The organism is Micromonospora sp. NBC_01740, from assembly GCF_035920365.1.
In the GTDB taxonomy this organism is placed as follows: Bacteria; Actinomycetota; Actinomycetes; order Mycobacteriales; family Micromonosporaceae; genus Micromonospora; species Micromonospora reichwaldensis.
The window spans coordinates 653,401-669,132 of sequence record NZ_CP109150.1 but is presented as its reverse complement, the minus strand read 5'-3'; the positions used below and the strand labels follow the sequence as shown (position 1 = coordinate 669,132).

The window sequence follows — 15,732 nt, the reverse complement described above, 5'->3', positions numbered from 1 at the left end:
CCGGTGGCGCCCATGAACGCCCCGTCCGGGGGAGGGGACCCGGGCCCGCCGCCGGCGTCGCCCTGGGGCGCCTCGCCCGGGGCAGGGGTCCCGGGCCCGTCGTCGGTGTCCCCGTGGGGTGCCTCGCCCGGGGCAGGGGGGCCGTCGCCGGCCCCGGGGTGGGGTCCGGGCCCGTTCGCCCCGCCATCGCCGCCGCGCGAGGCCGCCCGGCCGCCGAAGCGGGTCGACCCGGTCGCGGGCACGTCCTTCGGCGTGGTGCACCTCGACGTGCCGCCGGTCACCTCCGGCCTGGCCGTGGGTTCGCTGGTGGCCGGGATCGTCTCGACGCTTGTCGCGTTGCTCGTGATCTGTGTCGGCGCGGTCGGCGGCGTGGGCGGCGCCTGGGCGGCCGGCGCCTTCACGGTGCTGGGCGTCCTGGCCGGCGCGGGCGCCGTCGTGGCCGGCCTGCTGGGGATGCGGCAGATCCGGCGTCCGGCCGCCCCGCCGGCGGTCCGGTTCACCGGGCGGGGCCTGGCGGTGGCCGGCGTCAGCTGTGGCGGGGCGGGGCTGCTGCTCAGCCTGCTCGGCCTGGGGCTGGCGTTGCTGCTGACGCTCGGGTGACGCCCGCGCCCGCCCGTGAGGCGTGACGGCGGCCGTGACGGGGTCGACGGGCCGGTCCGCGCGGAAGCCGGTACACTTGGGTCCGTAGGTGCCCACCACGGGCGGGTAGGCGCGACGGGTTCGATCGGCAGGCGGTGGACGCTCCGCAGGCCGCTCCGTTTTGACCTGTGCGGTTGTGGTAGGTACTCTTTCCCCTTGTGCCCGGGCCAGCCCGGGCAACTCGTGCGTGCGCTGGATCCGGTGAGCCGGAGATCGCGTGGGAGCACGACAAAGCCAAAGATCCGGCGCGCGGCCTGCCGTGCGCCGGTGCAAGACCCCGTCGACAACGCGCGAGCGTCGGCGGCGGGGCCGTGAGCTGGGCGACACGCCCGACCGCGGGTGCCGGGACCACCGCGAGGTGGCCCTGGTCGGAATGTAGGAGAGTCGACCATCTGGTCGGCTACGGCAGACGGTGCGGCCGCCACCAGGCGGTCGAAGGGAGCGGAGAAACCCGGTGCCCACGATCCAGCAGCTGGTCCGAAAGGGCCGCCAGGCTAAGACGAGTAAGACCAAGACCCCGGCGCTGAAGGGTTCCCCTCAGCGGCGCGGCGTGTGCACCCGCGTGTACACCACCACCCCGAAGAAGCCGAACTCGGCGCTGCGCAAGGTCGCTCGTGTCAAGCTCAGCAGCCAGATCGAGGTGACCGCCTACATCCCGGGCGTCGGCCACAACCTGCAGGAGCACTCGATCGTGCTCGTCCGCGGCGGCCGGGTGAAGGACCTCCCCGGCGTGCGTTACAAGATCGTCCGCGGTTCGCTGGACACCCAGGGTGTCCGCAACCGCAAGCAGGCGCGCAGCCGTTACGGCGCGAAGAAGGAGAAGAGCTGACATGCCGCGTAAGGGACCCGCTCCGCGGAAGCCGCTGGTCGCTGACCCGGTGTACAACTCGCCGCTGGTCACCCAGTTGGTGAACAAGATCCTCCTGCGCGGTAAGCGTCAGCTCGCCGAGCGCATCGTCTACGCCGCCCTCGAGGGCTGCCGTGAGAAGTCCGGCACCGACCCGGTCGTCACCCTCAAGCGGGCGATGGACAACGTCAAGCCGACTCTCGAGGTGCGTAGCCGCCGCGTCGGTGGCGCCACCTACCAGGTCCCGGTCGAGGTCCGCCCCGCCCGGGCGACCACCCTGGGCCTGCGCTGGCTGGTCACCTACTCCCGCGCCCGTCGTGAGAAGACCATGATCGAGCGGCTGATGAACGAGCTGCTGGACGCGAGCAACGGCCTCGGTGCCGCCGTCAAGCGGCGCGAGGACACGCACAAGATGGCCGAGTCCAACAAGGCCTTCGCGCACTACCGCTGGTAACACCCTGGTTCCGGCGCCCGCGAGGGCGCCGGAACCGCCACCAGTTGTGTCGAGACGACGATAAGTAGGGATTGAAGTGGCCGCCGCAGACGCGCTCGCCAACGTACGCAACATCGGCATCATGGCCCACATCGATGCCGGTAAGACCACCACCACCGAGCGGATCCTGTTCTACACCGGCATCACGTACAAGATCGGTGAGGTCCACGAGGGCGGTGCCGTCATGGACTGGATGGAGCAGGAGCAGGAGCGTGGTATCACCATCACCTCCGCTGCTACCAAGTGTGAGTGGAAGGGCCACACGATCCAGATCATCGACACGCCCGGCCACGTCGACTTCACGGTCGAGGTCGAGCGGTCGCTGCGGGTGCTGGACGGCGCGGTCGCGGTCTACGACGGTGTCGCCGGCGTGGAGCCGCAGACGGAGAACGTCTGGCGGCAGGCGGACAAGTACAACGTCCCCCGGATGTGCTTCGTCAACAAGCTCGACCGGACCGGTGCCGACTTCTTCCGCTGCGTGCAGATGATGATCGACCGGCTCAACGCCACCCCGCTGGTCCTCCAGATCCCGATCGGCGCCGAGTCCGACTTCATCGGCGTGGTCGACCTGGTCGAGATGCGGGCCCTCACCTGGCGCGGCGAGACGCAGAAGGGTGAGGACTACGCGATCGAGGAGATCCCGGCCGACCTCGCCGACTCCGCCGCGGAGTGGCGCGAGAAGCTGGTGGAGACCCTGGCCGACGTCGACGACGCGGTGATGGAGAAGTACCTGGAGGGCGAGGAGATCTCCGTCGAGGAGATGAAGGACGCCATCCGTCGGGCCACCATCGCCGGCAAGGCCAACCCGGTCCTCACCGGCACCGCCTTCAAGAACAAGGGCATCCAGCCGATGCTGGACGCGGTCATCGCGTACCTGCCGTCGCCGCTGGACATCCCCGCGATCGAGGGTACGGCCACCGACGGCGAGACCCCGCTGCAGCGGAAGCCGTCGAAGTCGGAGCCCTTCTCGGGCCTCGCCTTCAAGATCCAGACGGACAAGCACCTCGGCAAGCTCACCTACGTGCGGATCTACTCCGGCACGCTCGAGTCCGGCTCCCAGGTGGTCAACTCCACCAAGGACCGCAAGGAGCGGATCGGCAAGATCTACCAGATGCACGCCAACAAGCGGGAAGAGCGCAGCTCGGCTCAGGCTGGCGACATCATCGCGGTGCAGGGTCTCAAGCAGACCACCACCGGTGACACCCTGTGCGACCCGGCGAACCCGGTCATCCTGGAGTCGATGACCTTCCCGGAGCCGGTCATCGAGGTCGCCATCGAGCCGAAGACCAAGGCCGACCAGGAGAAGCTCAGCACCGCCATCCAGCGGCTGGCCGAGGAGGACCCGACCTTCCGCGTCAAGCTGGACGACCAGACCGGTCAGACGGTCATCTCCGGCATGGGCGAGCTGCACCTGGACATCCTGGTCGACCGGATGCGCCGCGAGTTCAACGTCGAGGCCAACATCGGTAAGCCGCAGGTGGCGTACCGCGAGACCATCCGCCGCAAGGTGGACAAGGTCGAGTACACCCACAAGAAGCAGACCGGTGGTTCCGGCCAGTACGCCCGGGTGATCATCAGCCTGGAGCCGCTGCCGCTCGGCAACGACGCCCCGACCTACGAGTTCGCCAACGCCGTCACCGGTGGCCGCATCCCCCGGGAGTTCATCCCGTCGGTGGACGCGGGCGCGCAGGACGCCATGCAGTACGGCATCCTCGCCGGCTTCCCGCTGGTGGGTGTCAAGCTCACCCTGCTGGACGGCCAGTACCACGAGGTCGACTCGTCGGAAATGGCATTCAAGATCGCCGGCTCGATGGTGATGAAGGAGGCGGCCCGCAAGGCCGACCCCGCGCTCCTCGAGCCGATGATGGCCGTTGAGGTCACCACTCCTGAGGAGAACATGGGTGACGTCATCGGCGACCTCAACTCCCGCCGCGGCATCATCCAGGCGATGGAGGAGCGCAGCGGCGCCCGCGTCGTCAAGGCTCTGGTGCCGTTGTCGGAGATGTTCGGCTACGTCGGCGACCTGCGGTCGAAGACCCAGGGCCGGGCTAGCTACAGCATGCAGTTCGACTCCTACGCCGAGGTTCCGTCCTCGGTCGCGAAGGAGATCATCGCCAAGGCGACGGGTGAGTGACCCTCACCTGACGTGATCGATGATCCGAGGCGGTCGCGGGAGGGTGCTCCCGCCCGCGACCACCTCGGTCGGAACGCGTGAGACCGGGCCTGTAGGCTTCATCGCCGCAGAACCCACCAAAGCTCTCCGGCCGTCAGGCCGGAAAGGCTGTCGACAGAGTCCTAAGCGCCGACCGGCGCGCCGGGCGTACGAACCAAGAAGTCCACAGGAGGACCCAGTGGCGAAGGCGAAGTTCGAGCGGACTAAGCCGCACGTCAACATCGGCACCATTGGTCACATCGACCACGGTAAGACGACGCTGACGGCGGCCATCACCAAGGTCCTGCACGACCAGTACCCGGACCTGAACCCGTACACGCCGTTCGACGAGATCGACAAGGCGCCGGAGGAGAAGGCCCGCGGCATCACGATCTCCATCGCGCACGTCGAGTACCAGACCGAGGCGCGGCACTACGCGCACGTCGACTGCCCCGGTCACGCCGACTACATCAAGAACATGATCACCGGTGCCGCCCAGATGGACGGCGCGATCCTGGTGGTCGCGGCGACCGACGGCCCGATGCCGCAGACCCGCGAGCACGTGCTGCTGGCCCGCCAGGTCGGCGTGCCGTACATCGTCGTGGCGCTCAACAAGAGCGACATGGTCGACGACGAGGAGCTCCTGGAGCTCGTCGAGCTCGAGGTCCGTGAGCTGCTGTCGAACCAGGAGTACCCGGGCGACGACCTGCCGGTCGTGCGGGTCTCGGCGCTGAAGGCCCTCGAGGGTGACCCCGAGTGGACCGGCAAGCTGCTGGACCTGATGACCGCGGTCGACACCGCGATCCCGCAGCCGGAGCGCGAGACCGAGAAGCCGTTCCTCATGCCCATCGAGGACGTCTTCACGATCACCGGTCGTGGCACGGTCGTCACCGGCCGCGCCGAGCGTGGCGTGCTCAAGCCGAACGAGGAGGTGGAGATCGTCGGCATCCGCGAGAAGTCGATGAAGACCACCTGCACCGGCATCGAGATGTTCCGCAAGCTGCTCGACGAGGCCCGCGCGGGCGAGAACGTCGGTCTGCTGCTGCGTGGCATCAAGCGCGAGGACGTCGAGCGCGGCATGGTCGTCATCAAGCCGGGCACCACGACCCCGCACACGGAGTTCGAGGCGACGGTCTACATCCTCTCCAAGGAGGAGGGTGGCCGCCACACCCCGTTCTTCCAGAACTACCGTCCGCAGTTCTACTTCCGGACCACGGACGTCACCGGTGTCGTCACCCTCCCCGAGGGCACCGAGATGGTCATGCCGGGTGACAACACCACCATGACGGTGAAGCTGATCCAGCCCATCGCCATGGAGGAGAACCTCAAGTTCGCGATCCGCGAGGGTGGCCGCACCGTCGGCGCCGGGTTCGTCACCAAGATCATCAAGTGAGCTAGGTAACCCCGATTAGACCCGCCGCCGGTCGTGCGGCATACTAGTCAGGTTGCGTAACGACAGTTCGCTGCCTGTGTTCGGCTTTCGCTGAACCTCCGGGTGGCAGAGCAGTCGAGCGTAGGGTGGTTGGCGGCCCGTCCGCCAACCACCCTCGCACGGCGTTCAGGTCGCGGTAGTGCGATCGACGCCTTGACCCACCGCGCGGTCAGAGTCGCTCCGGAGTCCCGGGGCGGAGCCTGGCCCGAGGGCGCGACACGCCCGACCGCGGGGGTCGGCGAAGTGGGCCTGTGCCAGCCGGTACAGGCGCCCGCAACACAGCGGCATCGAGAGAAGGAACAGAAGCCACCATGGCGGGACAGAAGATCCGCATCCGGCTCAAGGCCTATGACCACGAGGTCGTCGACTCCTCGGCTCGGAAGATCGTCGAGACGGTGACGCGTACCGGGGCGCAGGTCGCGGGCCCGGTGCCGCTGCCCACGGAGATCAACCGTTTCTGCGTTATCCGCTCGCCGCACAAGTACAAGGACTCGCGCGAGCACTTCGAGATGCGCACGCACAAGCGGCTGATCGACATCATCGACCCGACCCCGAAGACGGTCGACTCGCTCATGCGCCTCGACCTGCCGGCTGGCGTCGACATCGAGATCAAGCTGTAGGGACCGGACAAATGGACAGGCAAGTCAAGGGGATCCTGGGCGCCAAGCTCGGCATGACCCAGGTCTGGGACAACAACCGTGTTGTCCCGGTGACCGTGGTCGAGGCCGGCCCGTGCGTCATCAGCCAGGTTCGTAGCGCCGAGAAGGACGGTTACTCCGCGGTCCAGCTCGCGTACGGCACGATCGACCCGCGCAAGGTCAAGAAGCCGATCAGCGGGCACTACGCGAAGGCCGACGTCGCGCCGCGCCGGCACATCGTCGAGCTGCGCACCGCCGACGCGGCGGACTACTCGCTCGGCCAGGAGATCACGGTCGAGGAGTTCCCGGTCGGCGTCTCCATCGACGTGACCGGCAAGACCAAGGGCAAGGGCTACGCCGGCCCGATGAAGCGGCACGGCTTCCACGGTCTGCGCGCCAGCCACGGTGTCGAGCGCAAGCACCGCTCGCCGGGCTCCATCGGCGCCTGCGCCACCCCGGGTCGTGTCTTCAAGGGCACCCGGATGGCCGGCCGCATGGGTGGCGTGCGCTACACCGTGCAGAACCTGACCGTCCAGGCGGTCGACACCGAGAACAACCTCCTGCTCGTCCGTGGCGCCATTCCCGGCCCCAAGGGCGCGCTGGTCCTGGTCCGTACCGCGGCCAAGACCAAGGCGAAGAAGGGCGGTGCGGCCAAGTGACCACCGTTGACGTCCTCACCGTCGAAGGCTCCAAGAGCGGCTCCGTCGAGCTGCCCGCCGACATCTTCGACGTCCAGGCCAACGTCGCGCTGATGCACCAGGTCGTGGTGGCCCAGCTCGCGGCGGCCCGGCAGGGCACGCACAAGGTCAAGACCCGCGGCGAGGTCGCCGGTGGCGGCAAGAAGCCGTACAAGCAGAAGGGCACCGGTCGCGCCCGGCAGGGCTCGATCCGCGCGCCGCAGTTCGCCGGCGGTGGCGTCGTGCACGGCCCCGTGCCGCGCGACTACAGCCAGCGGACCCCGAAGAAGATGAAGGCCGCCGCCCTGCGTGGCGCCCTCTCCGACCGGGCCCGCGCCGGGCAGGTGCACGTCGTCGAGGCGTTCGTCTCGGGTGAGAAGCCGTCGACCAAGGCCGCCCTGGCCACGCTGACCAAGCTGACCGAGGCCCGTCGGGTCCTGGTCGTGCTGAGCAGCACCGACGAGCTGAACTGGGTGTCGCTGCGCAACGAGCCGCGGGTGCACCTGATCGAGGCCGGCCAGCTCAACACGTACGACGTGCTGGTGGCCGACGACGTGGTCTTCACCAAGGACGCCCTGGACGAGTTCCTGGGTGTTCCCGCCGAGACCACCGAGGAGGGTGGCAAGTGAGCACGATCGCCGACCCGCGCGACATCATCGTGGCGCCGGTCGTCTCGGAGAAGAGCTACAGCGAGCTGAACCGCAACTGGTACACCTTCCTGGTGCACCCGGACGCGAACAAGACCGAGATCAAGATCGCGATCCAGCAGATCTTCGACGTCCGCGTCCTGACGGTCAACACGCTCAACCGCCAGGGCAAGCGCAAGCGGACCAAGACCGGTTTCGGGCAGCGTAAGGCCACCAAGCGGGCGATCGTGAAGCTGGCTGACGGTGACCGTATCGAGGCCTTCGGCGGCCCGGTCAGCTGAGGGGTGTAGACAATGGCTATCCGTAAGTACAAGCCGACGACGCCGGGCCGGCGTGGCTCCAGCGTCGCCGACTTCGCTGAGATCACCCGGTCGACGCCCGAGAAGTCGCTGCTGGCTCCGCTGCCGAAGAAGGGCGGGCGTAACGCCCACGGCCGGATCACCGCGCGGCACCACGGTGGCGGCCACAAGCGCCAGTACCGTCTGATCGACTTCAAGCGGGTCGACAAGGACGGCGTGCCGGCGAAGGTCGCCCACATCGAGTACGACCCGAACCGCACCGCGCGCATCGCGCTGCTGCACTACGCCGACGGCGAGAAGCGCTACATCCTCGCGCCGAAGGACATGAAGCAGGGCGACCGCGTCGAGTCGGGTCCGGGCGCCGACATCAAGCCGGGCAACAACCTGCCGCTGCGCAACATCCCGGTCGGTACCACGATCCACAACGTGGAGCTGCGTCCGGGCGGCGGCGCCAAGCTGGCCCGCTCGGCCGGCGTCGGCATCCAGCTGCTCGGCCGTGAGGGTGTGTACGCGACCCTGCGCATGCCGTCCGGCGAGATCCGGCGGGTCGACGTCCGCTGCCGCGCCAGCATCGGCGAGATCGGCAACGCCGACCAGTCGAACATCAACTGGGGCAAGGCCGGCCGTATGCGGTGGAAGGGCAAGCGCCCGACCGTCCGTGGTGTCGCGATGAACCCGGTCGACCACCCGCACGGTGGTGGTGAGGGTAAGACCTCCGGTGGTCGCCACCCGGTCAACCCGCAGGGTAAGCCCGAGGGCCGCACCCGTCGTAAGGGCCAGCCGAGTGACCGGCTGATCGTCCGCCGCCGCTACGCCACGCGTAAGCGCGGCTGAGGGAGATAAGACATGCCTCGCAGCCTGAAGAAGGGCCCGTTCATCGACGACCACCTGCTCAAGAAGGTGGAGACGCAGAACGACAAGGGCTCGAAGAACGTCATCAAGACCTGGTCGCGGCGCTCGACGATCATCCCCGAGATGCTGGGCCACACGATCGCCGTGCACGACGGACGCAAGCACGTCCCGGTGTTCGTGACCGAGGCGATGGTCGGGCACAAGCTCGGCGAGTTCGCGCTGACCCGCACGTTCAAGGGTCACGAGAAGGACGACCGGAAGAGCCGTCGGCGCTGACGCCGCGGGCATACGGATAGAGGAACAAGGGGTTACAGCGATGCCAGGAAAGGGCGACGCTCCGGTGCTTCCGGGCGCGCGGGCGATTGCGCGGCACGTGCGCATCTCGCCGATGAAGGCGCGCCGGGTGGTCAACCTCGTCCGCGGCCTGCCCGCGAAGGAGGCGCTCACGGTGCTGCAGTTCGCGCCGCAGGCTGCGAGCGAGCAGGTGTACAAGGTGCTCGCGAGCGCCATCGCCAACGCGGAGAACAACGAGCGGCTGGACCCCGACGCGCTGCTCGTCAGCGAGGCGTACGTCGACGAGGGCCCGACCATGAAGCGGTTCCAGCCGCGGGCGCAGGGCCGGGCGTACCGGATCCGCAAGCGCACCTGCCACATCACCGTCGCGGTGGAGGCGGTGGCGCCGGCCGCGCCGAAGAAGGCGGCCGCGAAGAAGGCTGCCCCGGCGAAGCAGGCGGAGCCGGCCGAGACGCAGAGCAAGACGGAGGACGCCGAGTAATGGGTCAGAAGGTTCACCCGCACGGGTTCCGGCTCGGCATCTCGACCGACTGGAAGTCCCGCTGGTTCGCGGACAAGCTCTACAAGGACTACATCGGCGAGGATGTCAAGATCCGCCGCATGATGTCCAAGGGCCTCGAGCGCGCCGGCATCTCCAAGGTCGACATCGAGCGCACCCGCGACCGGGTCCGCGTCGACATCCACACCGCCCGGCCGGGCATCGTCATCGGCCGTAAGGGTGCGGAGGCCGACCGGATCCGCGGCGAGCTCGAGAAGCTGACCGGCAAGCAGGTCCAGCTGAACATCATCGAGGTGAAGAACCCCGAGTCGGACGCGCAGCTCGTCGCACAGGGTGTGGCCGAGCAGCTCTCCAGCCGGGTCAGCTTCCGTCGGGCGATGCGCAAGGCCATGCAGTCCGCGATGAAGAACCCGGTCTGCAAGGGCATCCGGGTCCAGGTCTCGGGTCGCCTCGGCGGCGCCGAGATGAGCCGGACCGAGTTCTACCGCGAGGGCCGGGTTCCGCTGCACACGCTGCGGGCCAACATCGAGTACGGCTTCTTCGAGGCCCGTACGAGCTTCGGCCGGATCGGCGTGAAGGTCTGGATCTACAAGGGCGACGCGGTGCCGGGCCGGGAGACCCCGACCGAGGCTCCGTCGCGTCCGCGCCGTGACCGTGGCGACCGCCCGGAGCGGCCGCGCCGTGGTCGGTCCGGCTCGTCCGGCACGACCGCCGGCGGGACCGAGGCCGGCCGGGCCGCCGCCGCGACGACCATCGCGCAGCAGGCCGAGACGCCGAGTGGTGACGCGGTGGATCCCGCCGCCGTCGCCGCCGCGGCAGAAACGCAGCAGGAGGGCTGACAGATGCTGATGCCGCGCAAGCCCCCGAAGGGCTTCCGCAAGCCGCACCACCCGGACCGCAGTGGCGCGTCCAAGGGTGGTAACCGGGTGGTGTTCGGCGAGTTCGGGATCCAGGCTCTCGAGCCGGCGTACGTGACGAACCGCCAGATCGAGTCGGCGCGTATCGCGATGACCCGCCACATCAAGCGTGGTGGCAAGGTCTGGATCACGATCTTCCCGGACCAGGCTCTCACCAAGAAGCCGGCGGAGACCCGGATGGGTTCCGGTAAGGGCTCGCCCGAGTGGTGGGTCGCCAACGTCAAGCCGGGGCGGGTTCTCTTCGAGATGTCCTTCCCCAACGAGCAGATCGCGCGAGAGGCGATGCGTCGCGCGATCCACAAGCTCCCGATGAAGTGCCGCATTGTTACGCGCGAAGTGGGTGAATCCTGATGGCAGCGGGCGTTAAGGCCTCCGAGCTGCGTGAGCTCTCCGAGGAGGAGCTGGTCACGAAGCTGCGCGAGGCCAAGGCGGAGCTGTTCAACCTCCGCGTGCAGGCCGCGACCGGCCAGCTGGACAACAACCGGCGGTTGCAGGTCATCCGTCGGGAGATCGCCCGGATCTACACGATCATGCGTGAGCGCGAGCTGGGTCTCTCGGCCGCGCCGACTGAGGTGACTGCATCATGAGCGAGAACACCACCACCGCCGCCGCGCGGGCCCGCCGCAAGGTGCGTGAGGGCCTCGTGGTCAGCGACAAGATGGAAAAGACCGTCGTCGTCGAGGTCGAGGACCGGGTCAAGCACGCGCTGTACGGCAAGATCATGCGCCGTACGCGCAAGTTGAAGGTGCACGACGAGCAGAACACCGCCGGCATCGGCGACCGGGTCATGATCATGGAGACCCGGCCGCTGTCCGCCACGAAGCGGTGGCGGATCGTGGAGATCCTGGAAAAGGCCAAGTAGCGAAGGCTCGAGCTCGCCCGGCGTCAGTCGGGCGCGGGTTCCGCCAGGCTCCGGCCGCCATGCGCGGCCGGAGAACCGGCAGACATAGGAGATAGACGTGATTCAGCAGGAGTCGCGACTGCGCGTCGCCGACAACACGGGTGCCCGGGAGATCCTGTGCATCCGGGTTCTCGGTGGCTCCGGTCGGCGCTACGCGAGTATCGGCGACGTCATCGTGGCCACCGTCAAGGACGCGATCCCGGGTGCCGGTGTGAAGAAGGGCGACGTCGTCAAGGCCGTCGTCGTTCGCACCGCCAAGGAGAGGCGGCGGCCGGACGGTTCGTACATCCGCTTCGACGAGAACGCCGCCGTCATCATCAAGGACGGCGGGGACCCGCGCGGTACCCGCATCTTCGGCCCGGTGGGCCGGGAGCTGCGGGACAAGCGGTTCATGAAGATCATCTCTCTCGCGCCGGAGGTGTTGTGACCGTGAAGGTCAAGAAGGGCGACACGGTCGTCGTCATCGCCGGCAAGGACAAGGGTGCCAAGGGTAAGGTCATCGCGGCCTACCCGCGGCAGGACAAGGTCCTGGTCGAGGGCGTGAACCGGGTCAAGAAGCACACCCGCATCAGCACCACCCAGCGTGGCGCCAAGACCGGTGGCATCGTCACCCAGGAGGCCCCGATCCACGTCTCGAACGTGCAGGTCCTGGACTCCGACGGCAAGCCGACCCGCGTCGGTTACCGGATCGACGACAACGGCCAGAAGGTCCGCATCGCGCGTAGCACCGGTAAGGACCTGTGATGACCACGGCTACCGAAACCAAGACCATGCCGCGCCTCAAGGAGCGGTACCGCAACGAGATCGTGGCGCAGCTGCAGGAGCAGCACCAGTTCGGCAACCCGATGCAGGTGCCGCGGCTCGTCAAGATCGTCGTCAACATGGGTGTCGGCGAGGCCGCCCGGGACGCCAAGCTGATCGACGGCGCCGTCCGGGACCTGGCCACCATCACCGGCCAGAAGCCGCAGGTGCGGCGGGCGACCAAGTCCATCGCGCAGTTCAAGCTCCGCGAGGGCATGCCGATCGGCGCGAAGGTGACCCTCCGCGGCGACCGGATGTGGGAGTTCCTGGACCGGCTGCTGTCGATCGCGCTGCCGCGTATCCGCGACTTCCGCGGTCTGGACGGGCGCAAGCTCGACGGGCACGGCAACTACACGTTCGGTCTGACCGAGCAGTCGGTGTTCCACGAGATCGACCAGGACAAGATCGATCGGCAGCGGGGCATGGACATCACGGTGGTCACGACCGCCACGACCGACGACGAGGGCCGGGCGCTGCTCAAGCTCCTGGGCTTCCCGTTCAAGGAGAACTGAGATGGCCAAGAAGGCGCTGATCATCAAGGCGGCCGCGAAGCCGAAGTTCTCGGTTCGCGCGTACACCCGCTGCCAGCGGTGCGGGCGCCCCAAGGCGGTCTACCGCAAGTTCGGTCTCTGCCGGGTCTGCATCCGGGAGATGGCCCACCGCGGTGAGCTGCCGGGCGTGTCCAAGGCTTCCTGGTAAGGGCGACCGCGTCCCGGCCTTCGGGCCGGGACCCCTTGCACCGATCACGTATTGCTCTTCGCCGTAGGCCCGGGGCGTGTCGCCTCGGGAACCCCGGCGAGAAAGGCTGACGAAATCCATGACGATGACCGACCCGATCGCAGACATGCTCACGCGTCTGCGTAACGCCAACCAGGCGTACCACGACCAGGTGACGATGCCCTACTCGAAGATCAAGGCGAACATCGCCGAGGTCCTCAAGGCCGAGGGCTACATCGCCACCTGGTCGGTCGAGGAGCCCGAGGAGGGCGCCGTCGGCAAGCGACTGGTCGTCGAGCTGAAGTACGGCCAGAACCGGGAGCGGAGCCTGGCCGGCATCAAGCGAGTGTCCAAGCCCGGTCTGCGGGTTTACGCCAAGTCGGACGGGCTCCCGCGGGTGCTCGGCGGGCTGGGCGTGGCGATCATTTCGACGTCCCAGGGGCTGCTGACCGACCGGCAGGCCCGCAAGCGGAGCGTTGGCGGGGAAGTCCTCGCCTTCGTCTGGTAACGGGAGACAGGTAGAAATGTCGCGTATTGGACGTAAGTCGATCCCGGTGCCGACCGGCGTCGACATCACGATCGACGGGCAGACCGTCAAGGTCAAGGGCCCGAAGGGCGAACTCTCGCACACCCTGGCCGAGCCGATCACGATCGACCGGGCCGAGGACGGGCAGCTGAACGTCAACCGCCCGAACGACGAGCGCAAGGCCAAGGAACTGCACGGCCTCAGCCGTACCCTGGTCGCCAACATGATCGTCGGCGTCACCGAGGGGTACCGCAAGAGCCTGGAGATCGCCGGCACCGGTTACCGCGTGACCGCCAAGGGCAAGGACCTGGAGTTCGCGCTCGGGTTCTCGCACCCGGTGCACGTGCCGGCGCCGGACGGCATCACCTTCACGGTGGAGAGGCCGACGCTGTTCCACGTGGCCGGCATCGACAAGCAGCTCGTCGGTGAGGTTGCCGCCAACATCCGGAAGATCCGCCCGCCGGAGCCCTACAAGGGCAAGGGCGTGAAGTACCAGGGCGAGGTCATCCGCCGCAAGGCTGGAAAGGCAGGTAAGAAGTGAGCGCCACGCTGCTCAAGCGCCGCCGCGGCGTCGCCGCCAAGCGTGCCGTCGGGCGTGCGCGCCGGCACTTCCGGGTCCGCAAGAACGTCAGCGGCACCGCCGAGCGTCCCCGCCTCGTGGTCACCCGCTCCCTGCGGCACATCGTGGCCCAGATCGTGGACGACACCAAGGGTCACACCCTGGCGTCGGCCTCGACCCTGGACGCCTCGCTGCGCGGCACGGAGGGCGACAAGAGCGCCCTGGCCGGCAAGGTCGGCGCCCTGCTCGCCGAGCGTGCCAAGGCCGCCGGCGTCTCCAAGGTCGTCTTCGACCGCGGTGGCAACCGGTACGCGGGGCGGGTCGCCGCGCTTGCCGACGCCGCCCGCGAAGCCGGGCTCGAGTTCTAGAAACCCCGTCACGAGAGAGAAGGAAGGCTGCTGATGCCAGGTCAACAGCGCCGTGGCGGCGGGTCCGGTGGCAACGAGGGTGGTCGCCGCGACAACCGCCGTGAGGGCGGCCGCGGAAACGCGCCCGTCGAGAAGACCCCGCACCTCGAGCGGGTCGTCGCGATCAACCGCGTCGCCAAGGTCGTGAAGGGCGGTCGTCGCTTCAGCTTCACCGCCCTGGTGATCGTGGGCGACGGCGACGGCACCGTCGGTGTGGGCTACGGAAAGGCCAAGGAGGTGCCCGCGGCGATCGCCAAGGGCGTCGAGGAGGCCAAGAAGCACTTCTTCAAGGTGCCGCGGATCGCCGCGTCGATCCCGCACCCGGTGACGGGTGAGGCCGCGGCCGGTGTGGTGCTGCTCAAGCCGGCGTCCGCCGGTACGGGTGTCATCGCCGGTGGCCCGGTGCGTGCCGTGCTGGAGTGCGCGGGTATCCACGACGTGCTCTCCAAGAGCCTCGGTTCGTCGAACCCGATCAACATCGTGCACGCCACCGTGGCGGCGCTGAAGGGGCTCGAGTCCCCCGAGGCCGTCGCCGCCCGTCGTGGCCTGCCGGTCGAGGACGTCGCGCCGGCCGCCATGCTGGCGTCGCGGGCGGGGGTGGCTTCCTGATGGCTCGCCTGAAGGTCACCCAGGTCCGGTCCGGGATCGGGACCAAGCAGAACCAGCGTGACTCGCTGCGTTCGCTCGGTCTCAAGCGGATCAACGACGTGGTGGTCAAGGAGGACCGTCCGGAGATCCGCGGCATGATCTTCACGGTCAACCACCTCGTGAAGGTCGAGGAGGTCGAGTAATGACGATCAAGGTCCACCACCTGCGCCCGGCGCCCGGTGCCAAGACCGCGAAGACCCGTGTGGGTCGCGGTGAGGGCTCCAAGGGCAAGACCGCCGGTCGCGGTACCAAGGGTTCCAAGGCCCGCAAGAACATCTCGGCGGCGTTCGAGGGTGGGCAGATGCCCATCCACATGCGCCTGCCGAAGATGAAGGGCTTCAAGAACAAGTTCAAGGTGGTCTTCCAGGTGGTCAACCTGGACCGGCTCGCCGAGCTGTTCCCGAACGGCGGCCAGGTCGGCCCGCTCGAGCTGGTCGAGGCCGGCGCGGTCCGCAAGGGCCACCCGGTCAAGGTCCTCGGCACCGGGGACCTGGGCGGGGTCGCTCTCCAGGTGTCGGCGCACGCGTTCAGTGCGTCGGCCAAGGAGAAGATCACCGCCGCCGGTGGCTCCGTCACCGAGCTGTAAGGGCTGCACGATCCAAGGCGCCCGCTCAGTTCTCGAAACTGGGCGGGCGTCATGGTCTGCCTGGCATGTGTGCGCCGGGTAACATCGGATTCGGTTTATGTAGCCGGGCACATCTGCCCGGACGGGGATCGGGCTGTTAGAGTCCCTTCCCAGCCATGGATATCGGGCACTCGCCCGGCACCCAACCCGCCCCGCCAGGGA

General features: G+C 68.4%; 26 protein-coding genes. All 26 read left to right on the top strand.

Features of this window, described 5'->3' with window-relative positions:
- Positions 1-252: 252 nt before the first annotated feature.
- A complete protein-coding gene (locus tag OG989_RS03045; protein WP_327029603.1) occupies positions 253-600 on the top strand; it encodes a hypothetical protein in 348 nt (115 codons plus the stop codon).
- 493 nt (positions 601-1,093) lie between these two features.
- Positions 1,094-1,468 carry a 30S ribosomal protein S12 gene (gene rpsL / locus OG989_RS03040; protein ID WP_014440718.1) on the top strand — a complete coding sequence of 125 codons (375 nt, stop codon included), beginning with the start codon at positions 1,094-1,096 and terminating at the stop codon, positions 1,466-1,468.
- A 1-nt stretch (position 1,469) separates the two neighbouring features.
- A complete protein-coding gene (rpsG, locus tag OG989_RS03035) occupies positions 1,470-1,940 on the top strand; it encodes a 30S ribosomal protein S7 (protein WP_077938296.1) in 471 nt (156 codons plus the stop codon).
- Positions 1,941-2,016: 76 nt separating this feature from the next.
- A complete protein-coding gene (fusA, locus tag OG989_RS03030) occupies positions 2,017-4,113 on the top strand; it encodes an elongation factor G (protein ID WP_151453325.1) in 2,097 nt (698 codons plus the stop codon).
- A 217-nt stretch (positions 4,114-4,330) separates the two neighbouring features.
- Positions 4,331-5,524: an elongation factor Tu gene (gene tuf / locus OG989_RS03025; RefSeq protein ID WP_151453326.1), complete on the top strand. Its 1,194-nt coding sequence runs from the start codon at positions 4,331-4,333 to the stop codon at positions 5,522-5,524.
- 350 nt (positions 5,525-5,874) lie between these two features.
- Complete coding sequence (gene rpsJ / locus OG989_RS03020; RefSeq protein WP_007073037.1) at positions 5,875-6,183, top strand: 30S ribosomal protein S10; 309 nt, start codon at positions 5,875-5,877, stop codon at positions 6,181-6,183.
- A gap of 11 nt (positions 6,184-6,194) precedes the next feature.
- Positions 6,195-6,860 carry a 50S ribosomal protein L3 gene (gene rplC / locus OG989_RS03015; RefSeq protein ID WP_151453327.1) on the top strand — a complete coding sequence of 222 codons (666 nt, stop codon included), beginning with the start codon at positions 6,195-6,197 and terminating at the stop codon, positions 6,858-6,860.
- The gene (gene rplD, locus OG989_RS03010) at positions 6,857-7,507 is read left to right on the top strand and encodes a 50S ribosomal protein L4 (protein ID WP_151453328.1); all 651 of its coding nucleotides are present in this window, start codon (positions 6,857-6,859) and stop codon (positions 7,505-7,507) included. The genes rplC and rplD overlap by 4 nt, the downstream gene beginning before the upstream one ends.
- Complete coding sequence (gene rplW / locus OG989_RS03005) at positions 7,504-7,806, top strand: 50S ribosomal protein L23 (protein WP_088998352.1); 303 nt, start codon at positions 7,504-7,506, stop codon at positions 7,804-7,806. Before rplD ends, rplW begins: the two co-directional genes overlap by 4 nt.
- Positions 7,807-7,818: 12 nt before the next feature.
- Positions 7,819-8,658, top strand: a complete 840-nt coding sequence (rplB, locus tag OG989_RS03000; protein ID WP_091627702.1) for a 50S ribosomal protein L2 — start codon at positions 7,819-7,821, stop codon at positions 8,656-8,658.
- A 12-nt stretch (positions 8,659-8,670) separates the two neighbouring features.
- On the top strand, positions 8,671-8,952 hold the full coding sequence (gene rpsS, locus OG989_RS02995; protein ID WP_088647003.1) for a 30S ribosomal protein S19: 282 nt from the start codon (positions 8,671-8,673) through the stop codon (positions 8,950-8,952).
- A gap of 40 nt (positions 8,953-8,992) precedes the next feature.
- Positions 8,993-9,451 carry a 50S ribosomal protein L22 gene (gene rplV, locus OG989_RS02990; protein WP_327029602.1) on the top strand — a complete coding sequence of 153 codons (459 nt, stop codon included), beginning with the start codon at positions 8,993-8,995 and terminating at the stop codon, positions 9,449-9,451.
- Complete coding sequence (gene rpsC / locus OG989_RS02985; RefSeq protein WP_151453330.1) at positions 9,451-10,308, top strand: 30S ribosomal protein S3; 858 nt, start codon at positions 9,451-9,453, stop codon at positions 10,306-10,308. The genes rplV and rpsC overlap by 1 nt, the downstream gene beginning before the upstream one ends.
- A gap of 3 nt (positions 10,309-10,311) precedes the next feature.
- Positions 10,312-10,737, top strand: coding sequence for a 50S ribosomal protein L16 (gene rplP, locus OG989_RS02980; RefSeq protein ID WP_007465292.1), 426 nt, complete (start codon positions 10,312-10,314; stop codon positions 10,735-10,737).
- On the top strand, positions 10,737-10,973 hold the full coding sequence (gene rpmC / locus OG989_RS02975) for a 50S ribosomal protein L29 (protein ID WP_007073028.1): 237 nt from the start codon (positions 10,737-10,739) through the stop codon (positions 10,971-10,973). Before rplP ends, rpmC begins: the two co-directional genes overlap by 1 nt.
- Positions 10,970-11,248 carry a 30S ribosomal protein S17 gene (gene rpsQ, locus OG989_RS02970; RefSeq protein ID WP_151453331.1) on the top strand — a complete coding sequence of 93 codons (279 nt, stop codon included), beginning with the start codon at positions 10,970-10,972 and terminating at the stop codon, positions 11,246-11,248. The genes rpmC and rpsQ overlap by 4 nt, the downstream gene beginning before the upstream one ends.
- 97 nt (positions 11,249-11,345) lie before the next feature.
- Positions 11,346-11,714 (top strand): 50S ribosomal protein L14, encoded by a 369-nt coding sequence (rplN, locus tag OG989_RS02965; protein ID WP_007465279.1) that lies wholly within the window; start codon positions 11,346-11,348, stop codon positions 11,712-11,714.
- Entirely contained in the window at positions 11,711-12,031 is a 321-nt protein-coding gene (gene rplX, locus OG989_RS02960) for a 50S ribosomal protein L24 (protein ID WP_007465276.1), read from the top strand. Before rplN ends, rplX begins: the two co-directional genes overlap by 4 nt.
- A complete protein-coding gene (gene rplE / locus OG989_RS02955; RefSeq protein WP_132230905.1) occupies positions 12,031-12,600 on the top strand; it encodes a 50S ribosomal protein L5 in 570 nt (189 codons plus the stop codon). Before rplX ends, rplE begins: the two co-directional genes overlap by 1 nt.
- Before the next feature lies 1 nt (position 12,601).
- Positions 12,602-12,787 (top strand): type Z 30S ribosomal protein S14, encoded by a 186-nt coding sequence (locus tag OG989_RS02950; protein ID WP_007465272.1) that lies wholly within the window; start codon positions 12,602-12,604, stop codon positions 12,785-12,787.
- Between the two features lie 118 nt (positions 12,788-12,905).
- On the top strand, positions 12,906-13,313 hold the full coding sequence (gene rpsH / locus OG989_RS02945; RefSeq protein ID WP_073828943.1) for a 30S ribosomal protein S8: 408 nt from the start codon (positions 12,906-12,908) through the stop codon (positions 13,311-13,313).
- 16 nt (positions 13,314-13,329) lie between these two features.
- Positions 13,330-13,872, top strand: a complete 543-nt coding sequence (gene rplF, locus OG989_RS02940; protein ID WP_132230906.1) for a 50S ribosomal protein L6 — start codon at positions 13,330-13,332, stop codon at positions 13,870-13,872.
- Complete coding sequence (gene rplR, locus OG989_RS02935) at positions 13,869-14,258, top strand: 50S ribosomal protein L18 (protein WP_088998360.1); 390 nt, start codon at positions 13,869-13,871, stop codon at positions 14,256-14,258. The genes rplF and rplR overlap by 4 nt, the downstream gene beginning before the upstream one ends.
- A gap of 33 nt (positions 14,259-14,291) precedes the next feature.
- Positions 14,292-14,906 carry a 30S ribosomal protein S5 gene (rpsE, locus tag OG989_RS02930; RefSeq protein ID WP_132230907.1) on the top strand — a complete coding sequence of 205 codons (615 nt, stop codon included), beginning with the start codon at positions 14,292-14,294 and terminating at the stop codon, positions 14,904-14,906.
- Positions 14,906-15,088 (top strand): 50S ribosomal protein L30, encoded by a 183-nt coding sequence (rpmD, locus tag OG989_RS02925; RefSeq protein ID WP_074314584.1) that lies wholly within the window; start codon positions 14,906-14,908, stop codon positions 15,086-15,088. The genes rpsE and rpmD overlap by 1 nt, the downstream gene beginning before the upstream one ends.
- Positions 15,088-15,531 (top strand): 50S ribosomal protein L15, encoded by a 444-nt coding sequence (rplO, locus tag OG989_RS02920; protein ID WP_121399885.1) that lies wholly within the window; start codon positions 15,088-15,090, stop codon positions 15,529-15,531. Before rpmD ends, rplO begins: the two co-directional genes overlap by 1 nt.
- The last annotated feature ends 201 nt before the right edge of the window (positions 15,532-15,732 follow it).

Bases quoted from the DNA above. Each gene is read 5' to 3' on its own strand.
- rpsG (WP_077938296.1), top strand. From the start codon at position 1,470: ATGCCGCGTAAGGGACCCGCTCCGCGGAAGCCGCTGGTCGCTGACCCG.
- rpsJ (WP_007073037.1), top strand. From the start codon at position 5,875: ATGGCGGGACAGAAGATCCGCATCCGGCTCAAGGCCTATGACCACGAG.
- rplC (WP_151453327.1), top strand. From the start codon at position 6,195: ATGGACAGGCAAGTCAAGGGGATCCTGGGCGCCAAGCTCGGCATGACC.
- rplB (WP_091627702.1), top strand. From the start codon at position 7,819: ATGGCTATCCGTAAGTACAAGCCGACGACGCCGGGCCGGCGTGGCTCC.
- rpsS (WP_088647003.1), top strand. From the start codon at position 8,671: ATGCCTCGCAGCCTGAAGAAGGGCCCGTTCATCGACGACCACCTGCTC.
- rplV (WP_327029602.1), top strand. From the start codon at position 8,993: ATGCCAGGAAAGGGCGACGCTCCGGTGCTTCCGGGCGCGCGGGCGATT.
- rpsC (WP_151453330.1), top strand. From the start codon at position 9,451: ATGGGTCAGAAGGTTCACCCGCACGGGTTCCGGCTCGGCATCTCGACC.
- rplP (WP_007465292.1), top strand. From the start codon at position 10,312: ATGCTGATGCCGCGCAAGCCCCCGAAGGGCTTCCGCAAGCCGCACCAC.
- rpmC (WP_007073028.1), top strand. From the start codon at position 10,737: ATGGCAGCGGGCGTTAAGGCCTCCGAGCTGCGTGAGCTCTCCGAGGAG.
- rpsQ (WP_151453331.1), top strand. From the start codon at position 10,970: ATGAGCGAGAACACCACCACCGCCGCCGCGCGGGCCCGCCGCAAGGTG.
- rplE (WP_132230905.1), top strand. From the start codon at position 12,031: ATGACCACGGCTACCGAAACCAAGACCATGCCGCGCCTCAAGGAGCGG.
- OG989_RS02950 (WP_007465272.1), top strand. From the start codon at position 12,602: ATGGCCAAGAAGGCGCTGATCATCAAGGCGGCCGCGAAGCCGAAGTTC.
- rpsH (WP_073828943.1), top strand. From the start codon at position 12,906: ATGACGATGACCGACCCGATCGCAGACATGCTCACGCGTCTGCGTAAC.
- rplF (WP_132230906.1), top strand. From the start codon at position 13,330: ATGTCGCGTATTGGACGTAAGTCGATCCCGGTGCCGACCGGCGTCGAC.
- rpsE (WP_132230907.1), top strand. From the start codon at position 14,292: ATGCCAGGTCAACAGCGCCGTGGCGGCGGGTCCGGTGGCAACGAGGGT.
- rpmD (WP_074314584.1), top strand. From the start codon at position 14,906: ATGGCTCGCCTGAAGGTCACCCAGGTCCGGTCCGGGATCGGGACCAAG.
- rplO (WP_121399885.1), top strand. From the start codon at position 15,088: ATGACGATCAAGGTCCACCACCTGCGCCCGGCGCCCGGTGCCAAGACC.